This is a genomic window from [Clostridium] innocuum, assembly GCA_012317185.1.
Taxonomy (GTDB): Bacteria; Bacillota_I; Bacilli_A; order Erysipelotrichales; family Erysipelotrichaceae; genus Clostridium_AQ; species Clostridium_AQ innocuum.
On sequence record CP048838.1, the window covers coordinates 887788 to 902427 of the forward strand.

The 14640-nt window shown below is 39.6% G+C and carries 15 protein-coding genes and 1 pseudogene; 2 read left to right on the forward strand and 14 right to left on the reverse strand.

Annotated features, from left to right (window positions below):
* Positions 1-728: 728 nt before the first annotated feature.
* Together G4D54_04375 and G4D54_04380 are read left to right on the forward strand one after the other, a co-directional pair.
* Positions 729-905, forward strand: coding sequence for a hypothetical protein (locus G4D54_04375; GenBank protein ID QJA01710.1), 177 nt, complete (start codon positions 729-731; stop codon positions 903-905).
* A gap of 366 nt (positions 906-1271) precedes the next feature.
* Positions 1272-2291, forward strand: coding sequence for a DUF1016 domain-containing protein (locus G4D54_04380; GenBank protein QJA01711.1), 1020 nt, complete (start codon positions 1272-1274; stop codon positions 2289-2291).
* 994 nt (positions 2292-3285) lie between these two features.
* Here the strand turns inward: G4D54_04380 and G4D54_04385 are convergent.
* The 14 genes and pseudogenes from G4D54_04385 to G4D54_04450 form a co-directional block, all read right to left on the reverse strand.
* Positions 3286-3522 (reverse strand): hypothetical protein, encoded by a 237-nt coding sequence (locus G4D54_04385; GenBank protein ID QJA01712.1) that lies wholly within the window; start codon positions 3520-3522, stop codon positions 3286-3288.
* Positions 3523-3609: 87 nt separating this feature from the next.
* Positions 3610-4989 (reverse strand): site-specific integrase, encoded by a 1380-nt coding sequence (locus tag G4D54_04390; protein ID QJA01713.1) that lies wholly within the window; start codon positions 4987-4989, stop codon positions 3610-3612.
* Between the two features lie 13 nt (positions 4990-5002).
* On the reverse strand, positions 5003-5218 hold the full coding sequence (locus G4D54_04395; GenBank protein ID QJA01714.1) for a helix-turn-helix domain-containing protein: 216 nt from the start codon (positions 5216-5218) through the stop codon (positions 5003-5005).
* Entirely contained in the window at positions 5191-5625 is a 435-nt protein-coding gene (locus G4D54_04400) for a helix-turn-helix domain-containing protein (GenBank protein QJA01715.1), read from the reverse strand. The genes G4D54_04395 and G4D54_04400 overlap by 28 nt, the downstream gene beginning before the upstream one ends.
* A 140-nt stretch (positions 5626-5765) precedes the next feature.
* The gene (locus tag G4D54_04405; protein QJA01716.1) at positions 5766-6008 is read right to left on the reverse strand and encodes a helix-turn-helix domain-containing protein; all 243 of its coding nucleotides are present in this window, start codon (positions 6006-6008) and stop codon (positions 5766-5768) included.
* Positions 6001-6387, reverse strand: a complete 387-nt coding sequence (locus tag G4D54_04410) for a type II toxin-antitoxin system PemK/MazF family toxin (protein QJA01717.1) — start codon at positions 6385-6387, stop codon at positions 6001-6003. The genes G4D54_04405 and G4D54_04410 overlap by 8 nt, the downstream gene beginning before the upstream one ends.
* A gap of 133 nt (positions 6388-6520) precedes the next feature.
* A pseudogene (locus tag G4D54_04415) lies at positions 6521-6787 on the reverse strand (hypothetical protein).
* A 198-nt stretch (positions 6788-6985) separates the two neighbouring features.
* Positions 6986-7411, reverse strand: coding sequence for a sigma-70 family RNA polymerase sigma factor (locus G4D54_04420; protein QJA01718.1), 426 nt, complete (start codon positions 7409-7411; stop codon positions 6986-6988).
* A gap of 401 nt (positions 7412-7812) precedes the next feature.
* Positions 7813-8232, reverse strand: a complete 420-nt coding sequence (locus tag G4D54_04425) for a metal-dependent transcriptional regulator (protein QJA01719.1) — start codon at positions 8230-8232, stop codon at positions 7813-7815.
* Positions 8233-8243: 11 nt separating this feature from the next.
* A complete protein-coding gene (locus G4D54_04430) occupies positions 8244-9953 on the reverse strand; it encodes an ABC transporter ATP-binding protein (protein ID QJA01720.1) in 1710 nt (569 codons plus the stop codon).
* On the reverse strand, positions 9953-11710 hold the full coding sequence (locus G4D54_04435) for an ABC transporter ATP-binding protein (protein QJA01721.1): 1758 nt from the start codon (positions 11708-11710) through the stop codon (positions 9953-9955). The genes G4D54_04430 and G4D54_04435 overlap by 1 nt, the downstream gene beginning before the upstream one ends.
* A gap of 1 nt (position 11711) precedes the next feature.
* A complete protein-coding gene (locus tag G4D54_04440; protein ID QJA01722.1) occupies positions 11712-13181 on the reverse strand; it encodes an ABC transporter ATP-binding protein in 1470 nt (489 codons plus the stop codon).
* Positions 13178-13909 carry an energy-coupling factor transporter transmembrane protein EcfT gene (locus tag G4D54_04445; GenBank protein ID QJA01723.1) on the reverse strand — a complete coding sequence of 244 codons (732 nt, stop codon included), beginning with the start codon at positions 13907-13909 and terminating at the stop codon, positions 13178-13180. The genes G4D54_04440 and G4D54_04445 overlap by 4 nt, the downstream gene beginning before the upstream one ends.
* A complete protein-coding gene (locus G4D54_04450) occupies positions 13906-14505 on the reverse strand; it encodes an MptD family putative ECF transporter S component (GenBank protein ID QJA01724.1) in 600 nt (199 codons plus the stop codon). The genes G4D54_04445 and G4D54_04450 overlap by 4 nt, the downstream gene beginning before the upstream one ends.
* Positions 14506-14640 lie beyond the last annotated feature (135 nt).

Below are 14640 nucleotides of genomic sequence, written 5' to 3' on the forward strand. Positions count from 1 at the left end.
TGAAAGAAGATATTGAACATGAATTTGATTTATAACATTATTATGGCGTCGATAGCAGCTATCGGATGATGGATTTCAAGTATGAAATTATCTGCTACAGTTGACGGAAGACTTTATGAAATCCGTATGAATTGATTAGAAAATGTGAACTTACATGAGTTGGAGAGTAAGAAAAAAGAATGCACCGACCTACTTATCCTGGTCTATCAATACAATCTCTGATTGTCTTATCTAGTCATGTTAGCAAAATACGATTTTTCTTAGCAATTCAACCGAAAAGCGTTTGACTCCATCCAGAAATATTTGTGAAATTTCCACAAGATTAAATCTTCTTGAAAGTAAAAAAAACACATCGACAGTTTGGTGTCAATGTGCTTTAAACCCTTTAAAATGGCGTCCCTGATAGGACTCGAACCAACTACGTTCCGCTTTGGAGGTCTTTTTTTCGCTTTTTGGCAGGTCTCCTCTTTTCTCCTGTGATCTTCAAAAAATCCATGGATAAAGGCTTTTTTGAAGATGGCCAGCACTTTTTTTGTACCACCTGTTCCTTGCGATATTGCCTGATTTTAAGATGTCATGTTAGCAAACTGGATCTATGGTCTTTTTTTATGACCGATGATTTTTATAAAACATAGTACCATACTTATGGATTTCCTTTTCATTTGGAAGTCCTTTTTTCATTTACATAGCCGGCAAAAGATCGGCTTATAGAAAGGAGTGGCAAAACGATGACAGCTGTCAGTATGAGTTCTTGTCTTGCGTTGTATGGTGAAAAGATATCAGTGTTAGATTTTGACCATCAGGGTCATGCGCCAAAAGGATGTTTTGATAGAAGCAAATATCCTTTATCTATGACGGATACGATACAATTAGTCATCAATGGTACTGGTATTGAAAAAATTTAATCTGTAGAGTTTATATATTCTTTTGTTATAGTCGATTTGATGATACAATATGTATACAAATTCGTAGCAAAATTTACGAGATGACTACAAGTATTATATTAGAAGTGATGAAAGAGTATTTGGGCTATTAGCTTCTGCAGTAATTCAAAAGGAGGAGCATTCAATGAAAAATCAATTTCAGTTTTTAATTTATAAAATCTCTAACGATAAAATGTCGATAAATGCGCTAATAAAAGATGAGATAATTTGGTTGACCCAAAAAGGAAATAACTACTCAACGTGGGGCTATGAGTGATAAACAAGTTAACAAAAAAATTGGTACTTTGGTTTACTAGATAAATTGTAATTAGTGGAGGAAATAAAGATATGATACTAGATAAAAATTATGTTAGTGTTTTTGAAAATATTAAAGAGCAAATACGGATGGCACAGCATAAAGCTTTATTGAATGCTAATAGGGAAATGATATATTTATACTGGAATATTGGGAAAATCATAGACGCTAATAGTGAATGGGGAAATAAGTTTGTTGATAATTTATCAAAAGATATAAGAAGAGAATTTCCCTCATCGAAGGGATTCTCAACAAGGAATTTAAAAAGCATGGTAAGATTCTATCGAGAATATCAGGAAGTTGAATTTGTGCAGACGGTGGCTGCACAAATTCCATGGTCACATAATTTAGAAATATTAAGAGTCAAATCAAAGGAAGAAAGGCTATGGTATATTGAAAAGACAATAGAAAATGGATGGTCTAAAAACATTTTAGCCCATCAGATTGATACAAATCTTTATATGAGACAGGTTGAGAATAAAAAAATTTCAAATTTCCAAAATAGATTGGAGGTATCACAAAGTGAATTGATTCTAGAAACTATGAAAGATCCTTATGTTTTTGACTTTTTAAATTTGCAGGAAAATATTAAAGAAAAAGATTTAGAAACTGCATTGATGAACAATATTACAAAAGTTTTACTCGAACTTGGAAAAGGATTCGCTTTCATAGGAAATCAATATCATCTTGAAATAGCAGGTGAGGATTTTTTCATAGACTTATTGTTTTATAATATTACTATAAAATGCTATGTTGTCATAGAATTGAAGATTGGACAATTCAAACCTGAATACGCAGGACAACTTAGTTTTTATTTGACCGCTGTTGATGAGACATTGAAAATAAAGTCAGATAAACCTACAATTGGCTTACTGTTATGTAGGCATAAAAACAACATCATTGCAGAATATACATTAAGAGATATGGAAAAGCCAATGGGAGTAAGCGAATACAGTGTTAATGATTATTTACCACAAGATTTAAAGGATGACTTGCCTTCCTTGGAAGAACTGATAAATACGATTGAGATTGATTTGGCTGAAAGTAAATAATATAGAATTTACTCCACTCTAACATAAGGCTGTACGATTCAATGATAGTGTACTTTCTGATTACTGTTTGAATGATAAGAAGAAAGTAAAAGGTGCGGTATCATCGTTAACAGTTTGAGCTATAGTTCATAAATATATGAATTTGGCATACTGAGGCAGATATGATAACAGTTGTATTTAGTTATATTTTGATGAAGATAAAAAAGTAAATACACAGAAACTTGATGATTCCTTTTAACGAAATGGAAAAGAAATCGATCATAAGAAAAATAAGGTGGATGTAGATGCACTGGTAAGTGCTTTGAAGGATAGTCCGAAATAGATGAAACAGCTGATAGATGCATTAAGATAAAGTTATTGAGAAATCAATAGCTTTTTTCATAATAAAGCCTATTCGTCTTTTTGATTCACTTCTAATCCTTGATTGTCATGGCTAGTCATGTTAGCAAAATACGATTTTTCTTAGCAATTCAACCGAAAAGCGTTTGACTCCATCCAGAAATATTTGTGAAATATCCACAAGAATAAATCTTCTTGAAAGTAAAAAAACACATCGACAGTTTGGTGTCAATGTGCTTAAAACCCTTTAAAATGGCGTCCCTGATTGGACTCGAACCAACTACGTTCCGCTTAGGAGAAGCACTCCTAAAGGTCAATCAGCTGCCTTCTAAGTTTAAATAATCCCCGTATTTACTGGCTTTTCACGGCATCAGAATGTTATCCTGTACCTCGGTGTTTCTGCTAATTTTAAGGTGTTTTATACCTTCCAATTTGCAGGTGATTAGCACGAAGTTCGAGTTTGGGAAAATGCTCAATGGTAAAAACAAGCCGCTGTTGTGTGGGTGTGTCCCTTCTGGTGTTAGGACGGCTCTTCTGATCTGGAACTTCTCAAGAACAGTATGTACATAATAGTCTGAAAGAAAGAGGACAACCCATGTTAGATTGTCCTCTTGTGTTTCTTTGGGTGCAGATGCTTGCTCAATGATTTATTACTTCAATCTGCACACACTTTTCTTTTATGGCTCATTATATCCTTTCTTTGCAACGCTTCCTGTATAACGGTATAAGGCACATCGAATACATAGCGTGAAAAATCTTCTAACTGTTTTTTAGGATAGGCAGACAGACAAAGACGTTTCATCTCAAGCCAGACGGCCCGCTTATGATAGGTCAGGTCAGATATATACTGACATCCTATTTGGGCCTGCATATCCGTAAAAATATCTTTCAATCAATCACTCCAATCTTAATACGATATAGCGGAAGGAGCCATTGCTCCATAGATGATTACTCATCCATTTGCAACGGCTCCTCAGTGTCATATGGTTTTCGCCAGTGATTTCAAAAGGGCTGCCATTTCTGGATTGGCAAGAAGTTTCTGAAGCAGCTCCTGTTCAGTCTGTGTTTCTTTAGGTTCGGTTGTTTCCTCCGGTTCTTCAACTGCTGGGGTTGATTTGCTCTGGTAGAACTGCTCCTCAAATCGTTGCGCATTTAAACGTCTGTCCTCGTCTATGATATGAGAATACACATCGGCTACCATCTTGACCTGTGCGTGGCCGGAATCCCCCTGTACGGATTTCATATCGCCACCGTTGAGTTTCAGCTTATAAGTGATACTTGAATGTCTGAAACTGTGAAATACGACAGGCGGCAAGTCGTGATCTTTGATCAGCTTTCCTAAAGCTCGATTGATAACCTGTCCTTCAATCGGTCTGCCGCAGGAAGAAGCGAATACGAGATTAAAGTCCAAGTATTCGTCTCCAAACAGTGCCTTGTAGTTTTCAATTTCCTCACGTCGATCAGCAAGCATTTCCGCAACTGTTTTCGGAAGAAATATCTTTCGGATACTGGTTTTTGTTTTCGGTTCTTTCAGCACCAGCGCTGTGTGTGTACTTGCCAGCGCAGGCGGGAATTTAAAGACAACTCCTTTTTCACCCAGCTGTTCCAACGCATTACGATTAACACGCTGAAGCTCTTTGTTGACAAAGATGTAGGCACATCCATTTTTTATGCTGTCCTCTGAAATGTCGATACAGTCCCAGGTCAGTCCGAGAAGCTCACCCATTCGCAATGAGCAGGAAAAAGCAAGATTCAGTGCCAATGCCAGATTGTCATCGTCACAAACTTCCAATGCTTTGAACAGTGTTTCTGCTGTCCAGATTGCACGCTCTTTATGTTCTTCTTTTGGAAGGGTAGCATTAAGAACAGGATTCCTTGACATCAGTTCCCATTTTACTGCCTGATTAAAGGCATTGCGGAGCAGCTTATGAATCTCTCTGACCGTATGAGGCGTGAGATATTCATTGTTCGGCCTGCGGTTATTTACCACCTTTGCCTTGACCGATAATAAGCTCTGATAGAATTTGTCCATAGTTCTCGGTGTCAGATCTTCCAGTTTAATATCTCCAATCAGCGGAGTAATATAATTGAAGATCAGGCTTCGCCTTGCTTCATAGGTCGATAATGCCCAGGTATTCACACCATAAATAGACATGTATTCTTCCAGAAGATCACTGACCGTCTTAGCGGAAGGGGTAATAAAAGTACCTGTCTCCTGTTCAAATTCAACCTGCACTTTGCGCTTTTTTGCTTCGGCATTAGTGGCAAAGGTTTCCCATTTTTGCCTCTTTACACCGTTTTCATCCGTATAGCTGTAAACCACAGAATAGCGGTTTTTTCTCTTAACAATAGATGCCATGCAAAACACCTCCTTATTCTCTTGTTTCGAGCCATGCATCAAAACTGCTTTTTACGATTCTGATGCCACGATTCAATCGAACACTCTGAAACACATTCTGATTTATCAGCTTATATGCAGTGGGGCGGCTTATTCCAAGAATTTGCCGAATTTCTGCAACAGTATAGCTTTTCTTATTCGGAGCAGTTTTTGAAACTCCATTTAATTCAGCGATGCGATCTTCAAACATGCTGCCACCTCCTCATTTTTGATAACTTTCTTATAGTGAGATTGCGAATTGTACCAATCCTCGAAGCTATCTATGTAAATACGGGTATACATCCCAACCTTTACGGTTTTGAACGGTTTCTTCTTCATTAAGTCATATAGGGTTCCTTCAGCAATCCCAAGTAAGCGGGCAGTTTCCTGAATTGACATTGTGATGGATGTCCAATTCTTTCCCGGTGCTTCACCAATTATTTTCTTATAATGAAGCTGGTTGGCGTACCAGTTTTCAAAGCTCTCGATCATCACACGCATCTTACCGGCGATGATGACCGTATCAAAATAGTTCTTTTTCACGAGCCAGTATGATTCCGTCTTACCAAGCCCAAGAAGCCGACGCATTTCTCGCACGGACATGCTTTTCTTTTTCATTGTATTTTCCTCCGATTCATATTTTTTCGGCTCGTCAGCCGTTAGGGTATGCTATATAGCCAAGCATCTCTGCTTGGCTATATAGTAGGGAAAATCGGAGAAAAAGTGAAATGTGCAAATCCGACAGTTCAAGGGATTTTTCACACTTGACAAGTATCCATCTGTTTATCAAGCCAATCGTCAAAGCTCTTTTTTGAAATACGGATATTGCCGCCGATACGGACACTGTGGAATACGCCGGATTTCACAAGATTATAGGCAGAATTCCTGCCGATGCCTAAAATGTCCTGGATCTCATCTACTGTATAAATTCTTTTCTCATATGGAATACTCGGCATAGCTTCTGTATCCTTATTTAATGCTGCAATTCTATCCTCAAACATGAGAAATCCTCCTTTCTGCTTTCAGCTCTTTTTCTGCGCCCATGCTGATAAACAGGGGTAAAACAATCTTTTCCATAGATTGTTTATCAAGCTGTGTTACCTTCTCTTTGAGACGGCTTTTGTCAATCGTGCGCACCTGTTCAAAGAGAATAATGGAATTTTCGGGAAGCCCGTCAACATCTTCTAAATAGTAATGTGTCGGCAGCTTCGTTTTCTTTCGTACTCGGCTCGTAATGGCAGCAACAATGACCGTAGGGCTGAACCTGTTTCCTGTATCATTGGAAAGAATGAGGACAGGTCTTGTGCCGCCCTGTTCAGAGCCGATATGCGGATCAAGTTTTGCGTAGTAAATATCTCCACGCCTGACAGTTCTTTTCATTTGAATGCCCTCCAATCTATATTTGACATACGGTTTCTGTCTATGTAATAAGCCAGACGAAAGGCTTTTTGAGGTCGGGAGCATATAAAACAAAGCTCTGTTCTCATTGATAACCTTATATCTGGCTTTATGATCATGGCATTTCTATTTGTCCTCGACACCCCGAAATGCAAATGCGCAAAAGCGCAGGGAAGTCGCCAAACGGTCAGCAGCGAACTGACTCCACGGGAGTTTCACCCCAACTGACGGTCTGCCAGAGCCGCCCTCATTGCCTGCGGCGGATTGGATACCGCTCGGACTGTGACTGGACGGGAGTACCATTATGCTCTTTGTGGGTTATGGCGAAACCGGGGGCTACCCGATATTTGGAGTCAGTATAGGCTCGCTCACCACCTTTCATCGCTATTTGCTTGTCGGCAGGTCTTGGCGTACTGCTCCGCACGCTTATGCTCATCACAATCACAAAGAGGAAGTATTTGGCGAATGACTATTCGGTTGTCAAGGAACAACCCTGTTTACGCCACACAAAGGAAAACAGGGTGGAGGATTTCGTCCTCTCACCCTGTCGCCAATGGGAAACTATGAATTTCCCCTCATATTAAAATATTTTTTTGATTTTTTCTTTCAGTCTGTCCATACGCCTGTAAACCGCCTTTTCGGTAATCTTCAGATACCTGGCTATTTCATGAGTGCTATACCCTTGGATCTTCATCAGAACGATCTGAAGGGTAAGCCTGTCCACTGTAATCAGTACATGATACAATTCCTGATTTTCAATATGATCCAGGAAGTCCTGTACTGTTTTCGGTTCTGCCTGATCTGTGGATGCTGCTACGGTATCCAGATATGTACCTGTCTCCTGCACACGCTCATAATAGCGTCTGTCTGAATTAAATGCCTGACGGTCATAGAGACGGATTGTTTCAATTATATCTTCAGAAACACCGCTGTCTCTTAAAATCTTTTCTTCTTTCTCTTTCCAGAGCTTCCATTTGCGCTCTGCTTTTCCATGGTTATATGCCATTTTCCTTACCTCCAATCTGATTTGTTTGAACATTCAGATTGGAAAGGGCGGAGAACGGCAGCCAATACCGGAAGAAGGCTTGTCCTTTTTGCCGACAAATATCGACAAACAAAAAACCGCAAAGGCTGTTAAACCTTTGCGGCAGTGAGAAAAATAAGAACTATGTTGTAGAGCTAAAACTTCTACATTAGGGGCGTGAGAGTGCCACCAACAGCAGAAGATTTTTTTGAGAGGCTATCCTCATTCCTGTATGAAATTATGTAGGTAGTTGCTGCTTTGAATAAGCAGCGGGGCGGCTGAAGCAGACCAGCACATAAAAAATCCCTCCAAACCCAAAACGGGTTCAGAGGGAAGATGTGTAATCAGGCATGATGAATCCGCCCACCGAAACACCGTTTTTTTTATTCGGTGGGCTTATCCTTTATCTCTTTTGACAGGGCAGAAATCTTGTTTTCCTGATTTCTAAAGGCGGCTTCTTTCAACCGTTCAAAACTTTCATTACTGATTACATGTTCTATCCGGCAGGCATCAACTTCTGCAGTTTCAGGATCAACACCTGCTTCGATAAGCTGTTCCGTAAAGAAGCAATGACGTTCATAAATCTTTTCGGCAACCTCGCGGCCCACATCGGTCAAATGGAGAAAGTGATCTTCATCCATTGTAAGAAAGCCGCCATTCTGCAAAGTCGCCACCGCATGGCATACACTTGGCTTTGACACCTCCATGTGCCGAGCCACGTCTACGGAGCGTACCATACCGAGTTTCTTTTGGAGAACAAGGATGGTTTCCAGATAGTCCTCCCCGGACGCATGAAGTTTCATTAAGACCTCCCTTATGCAGATAATTTATGTTCGGCGTTCCACATGGCTGCATACTTTCCGCCTTTCGCCAGCAATTCATCGTGAGTACCGGCTTCAGCAATCTTTCCATCAGATACCACAAGGATCTGATCTGCATTTTTGACGATGGAAAGGGTATGGGCAATCATTACCACAGTCTTTTTCTCTTTCAGCAGATTGGCGATAGCCTGCTTTACTGCCAGCTCGTTCTCGATGTCAAGAGATGCTGTTGCTTCATCCAAAAGCAGAATTGGGCTATTTTTTAGGATGGCGCGAGCGATTGAAATCCGCTGACGCTCACCGCCAGAGAGAAAGTTTCCGTTCTCGCCGGTTGGTGTATCATATCCCTTTTCCATCTTGCGGATGAAACCGTCGCAGTTGGCCTCCCGGCAGGCAGCCTCAATTTCCTCGTCCGTAGCATTGGGGCGGGCATGACGTATGTTCTCGCGAATGGTATCATCAAAGAGAAATACATCCTGATCTACCATCGAGATTTGTTCCAACACACGCTCGGCGGATATATGACTGATTGGCTTACCGCCGATACGGATTTCGCCGCCAGTCGTCTCATAGTATTTGGCGATCAGGTTCAGGATGGTGGATTTACCGGAACCGGAGTCACCAACAATTGCAGTCAATTTCTGATTTGGAATTATAAAGGAAGTTTCCTTCAAAACTGCTTCGCCAGGAATATAGGAGAAGTCCACATTATCAAAAACAATCTCATAATTCTTAACTGTGAACGGTTCTGTACTGCCGTTTTCTTCTGGCTCATGGATTACTTTTAAAATATTGTTTTTTGAAATCACAAGGTTTTTGTAGCTAAACAAATCTACTGAAATTGCCCCGATTAGCTTTGCCAGCAACATAGGGAGCATACATAAAAGCAGAAAATCAATCGTCTGAATTTCTCCTGCCATCCACGGAGAAATCCCAATAAACATAATAAAGGGAACCATAAGCCAGTTAATAATGTTAAAAGCAAAGTTTATGGGAATACCATGCGCTTCATATTCAAAGCTGACCTGACTGAACAATTGCATTGCTTCTGTGGTTGCCTTATTTTTTGTGCCAGCCACGCCGTATGCACGAAACGTCTGAATACCTTCTATATATTCCACAATACTGCTTACTGTTTCAGATGAAACCTTATTTTTTCTGGTTCCATACTTTTTTACCGTTCGGAAAGAAAGCCACATTTCAGGAATCAGCATGGAAGTAGAGAGCAAAAGGATCCCTCCTGCGGGCAGATACAAATAACAGATAAATACAATAACCATAACGGCCAGAGCAATATTTTTGGTCAAGTTACTTACCTTGTGCGTCAATATTTGTTCATAACCATTTACATCGCATGTCATTGTATTTACATATTGCCCCACCTGCCCATGTGTGAAGCGAAAGAGAGGAATCCTCTTAAATTTATCTCCAAGGAAAAGGCGAAGATTTTTTGAAACGGCAGCCCCGCCGATTTGGTTCTGTGTATAACCTATACTGTAAATAAGCACTCGCAAAACATAGATTACGCACAGAATTCCTGTGATCGTTAAGATGTCTGTTGTAGTTGTTTTCTTGCCGAGCAGGATCTGAATGACTAGGTAAATCATTATATAACTGCATCCAGAAAGAAAACCTTCAATAACCGTAAATATCACTCCTATATTAAAGTGGATATTTTTATGTAATGGCCCTGTTTCTTTCATTATGCTTCATCTCCTTTCCCGCCATAGACGATTTTTCTTGAAGCATTGTAATCGCTCCATGCCTTTCTATAATAATTATTTCTGGAAAGGACTTCTTCATGGGTGCCTGCATCGGTTATCGTGTGATTTTCGACAATTGCCACTTTATCACACATTTTAACTGCACCCAAACGATGTGCGACAATCAAAACGGTTTTCCCTTTGCAAAGATTCTCAATTGCCCGATCTATTTCCAACTGATTTTCGGGATCGGCTGCACTTGTGGCTTCGTCCAATATCAGAATAGGAGCGTTTTTCAAAATAGCTCTTGCAATCGCTATCCTTTGTTTTTCTCCGCCAGAGAAACGGGAGCCGAAACTGCCTACTTTCGTATCATATCCATTTGGCAAAGACATAATGAAATCGTCAATCTGTGCCTCTTTTGCGGCTGCCCTCACTTCTTCCAGAGTGGCGTTACTGCCCATACGGATATTCTCCAAAACACTGTCGCGGGTCAAAAACGTCTTTTGAAATACAATGGATATGTTTTGAAGCAATTTTTCATAGTTTATGTTTTTTACATTTATACCGCCGATCAATACCTGACCTTCCTGCACATCGTAAAATCGGGAGATCAGCTCAATGACTGTGCTTTTACCAGCACCGGAAACACCGATCAGAGCTATTTTCTCTCCTTCAGCTACATACAAACTGCAATTCTCCAGAACATTCTTTTTCCCATCATATGAAAAGGAAATGTTTTTAACAGCAATATCACAATGTGCAGGAAAATCCCCATCGCTTTCATAAACAGGCAACTCCAGTATTTCCTTTGTCTTAGTAACTCCATTCAATGCCTGTGCAAAGGTTGTTCCTAACTGCTGAAGTGGAAGTAGCTCAGTTAAATATAGAGAACCAACATAAGCGAAAAGCAAAAACACACTGGAAGTGATAGAATTTCTTAAAAACAGCATTCCACCAATAGGAACCAAAAGAACCATTCCACATTCCAGAATAATAATAAAAATTGCAAAGGGAGGTCCCATTTTACGCGAAATCAAATTCCATACTCTGTTTTCCTCTTTAATTGCATCCGAGAATTTTTTGAACGATTTACTTCCCATATTATAGGCTTTAATTAACCGCATTCCGCGAATGTACTCAATCATAATCGAATTAAATGCAATAAGAGATTGGTTTGAATCATGCATGATACTTGACATACCCTTAAAAAGATGTATCATAACAATTCCTGCAATCGGAAGGGGAATCAAAGAAATTATCGCTAATGGAATGTTTACTGTCATTAAATAAATAAAAATGACTATCGGACCAGTGAGATAACTTACCAACTCTGGAATATTATGAGCAAGGCATAGTTCCAGTTTTTCAATATCCTCATTTAAAACAGTTTTGATTTCTCCCGTGCTGCGATCATCCAGTACGCCTAAAGGAACTTTTGCCAAATGTTCCACTATCATACAACGTACACGATATAATGCACCATAAGCTCCTTTATGAGAAAGAACGCCTGAACAAGCCAAAGTAATCATACGCAGGATAGTTGTTGCAGAAATCAATACGATATTATTCACCAATAACCGTTGTGTTATATTTTCGGATAAAATCGCATCCATAAGGTTATAAATGCCAATATACGGCCCTATTACAAATAAGCCGCTTGCAAAAGCACAGGCGACGGACGCAAAAAGATACCGTTTACTTTTCCCCGACCATGACAAAAGAAGTTTTATTGGGTTTTCTTGTTTCTGCTCCATATCACTTTTTCTCCCCCTGTTCCATAAGTGCATAAATTCTTTCCTTGTTTTCTATACAAACGGGAAGATCATCTGCCAAAGCGTGATGATCAAAGCGAATCAGACGCGAGCATGTTTGGCAGACAAATTCATAATCGTGAGTGACAACAAATATGACTTTATCTTTTGCAAGGTTCTGAATCAATTTGCTAACTTGCTCCATGCTGTCATAATCAAGACCCGAAGTTGGTTCATCAAAAACCACCAATTCCTTACCGCATATCATACTAACGGCTACAGCAACCCGCTGCTTTTGTCCTCCGGAAAGTGTGTTTGGATGCCGTTTACGGACAGAAAGAAGGCCCAAATCATCTAATGCTCTTTTCACCAGCGCAGGATCAGTGTTTCTGATTCCAAACGTACATTCAGCTTCTACACTATCTGCAAACAATTCGTAGTTAACATCCTGCATAACCATAAAAGATCGCTTCATGCGTTCCTTTTCATTTTGTGCATTGCCTTGCCACAAGAATTTCCCTGTGGATCCTTTATGCAACCCACATAAAGCACGAAGGAATGTCGTTTTCCCAGCTCCATTGCATCCGACAACGCCAATGATTTCACCTTTAAAAGCCTGCATTGAGATGTGACTGATAATCGTCTGTTTTTTGTAAAACAGTGATACATCTTGTATTTCCAGTACAGGTTTTTGAATTGGAACATTTGAAACAGTGGGATACACAGTTTCTAACGCCACAGCGCGCAGCCCCATATTCTTTCTTTCAATATCCGAGAGTATCTTAAGTTCTTCTGACGTCCAAATTGCCCCGATTTCCCCTTCTGACAAATACACAATGCGATCTGCTATATCAAGAAGATAATAAAGGCGGTGTTCAGCAATTAGAATTGTTTTGCCCTCTTTCTTCAGTATTTGCAGATATTTTTTTAAGTCCGCTATTGAAGCCATATCCAAGTTAGAAGATGGCTCATCCAACAGATAAATATCCGGGTTCATTGCATACACAGACGCAAAGGCAACTTTTTGTTTTTCGCCCCCGGATAATTCAAATATATTTCGTCCCTGCAAATGACGGATATGTAAGACATCAAGAGTATTTTCAAGTCTACGATGCAATTCCTCCGGTGGGACAGCCGCATTTTCTATTCCAAATGCGATCTCACTGTCCACATCCACATTAAAGAACTGGGTCCTCGGATTTTGAAATACAGATCCGATTTTTTCAGCAAGTTGATATGTAGGTGTTTCAAAAACCTTCAGGTCATCAACTTGTATGTCGCCATTTAACTTGCCAGGAAAATAATTAGGGATAAGTCCATTAATTAATTTTGTAATTGTTGTTTTACCACACCCAGAACGACCGCAAAGTAAAACGCATTCTCCTGTTTCTACAAATAGGTCAATATGTTTTACTCCGATTTCGGAAGCGGTTGTCCCTGCATAGGTAAAGCCAACATTTTTAAATTGGATCATACCGCACCTCCAATCTCGACTGCGTTCAGCACCAAAAGAAACAGGAAACAAATTATTAACAAAATATCCTGTATTCTAAATTTGATTTGAATCAGGCATGTTCGTGAATGAGGATTTTCGATGCCTCTTGTCACAGATGCAATTGCAAGTTCATCAGCCGCCTTAGACGCAGTCATTAAAAGCGGAACATACAAACACTCGATTGTCATTCCAGGGCAACGAATAAAGCTCTGAAAAGAAAGCGATATATCTCTTAATCGCATACCGTCTTTGATGAAGTGCCAATCTTCCCGAATTGTTGGAAGATATCGCAACATAACCGCCAACGGAATGTATATTCCTTTGGAAACATGTGCTTTATTCATCGCTGTAAGAAATTCATTTACGCTCGTTGTAGACAGTATAATTCCAGCGAGCATTGCACAAGGATACACTTTATAGAAAAGCCCCATCCATGCAACAAACATCGTATATACAACACCCGTTTCAAGAGAGAGAACATAAAGAGTTAGTGAATAAAATATAGCAAAAAAAATCAGATGGCCTAAAGAACGTTTGATTTTCCCGCATGTACATCCAAATAGTGTGATAAATAACACCAATACCCATACATGCCGCAACGATGGAGCTATCGTTGCGGCAAATACAGTAATTGCAAGTAATATGATTTTTGTACGGGGATCAAACCTACATAATCCACTATGAATTTTTGTGTACTGTATATTCATGCTGTGATACCCGCTCTTTCAAACTGTTTCTTTAATAGCTTGCTTCCAACAAAACCGCTAAACAAAGCAATCACTATTGTTCCGATCAACATTGTTACAAGTACGATCCAATCGGTAGATGCAAGCATACTATCAAGATATTCCTGTGTCGTTCCTTTTTCTAACATAGTGTTTACCCATGTTTGCGGGTTAATAAAATATGCAATATATGTACCAGTTCCGCCCAAGCAAAAGAATACATACGAAAGAATATTCATTTTTTTGCTTTTATAATTTGCAATGTGTGCAACAATTTCCGCAAGTACTCCACCAATTAAATAACCGATTGTCATTCCAATGTGCATACCTGTTATAAAGCAAAAGATTGCCATAAGCGCACTTGCAATAAAAGCAGGTCCTCTCTTTGGTACTTTAGCAATCATAAGCAAATACACTGGACCAGCAAGCAGAGCAGCACCGACAGGGTAGTAGAAAGTAAGTGCTGGCATCATCATAAACACACCACCGCTAAGGCTGATACAGATAAAGATAATTGCGGAAAAGACACCTGTTACGATAAGGTCTTTGACAGAAAGACCGGATTTCGTGTTAGACATTTTTTGTTCCTCCATTTTGTATATTCCACATTTGACTTTCTAAAATCAATGTGGTAGGCTTTGATTAGTTTTAGCTAACTGCCAAAAAAAACTATACATGAACTGATTTGCTTTCGCAACACATTCAGTCTATTG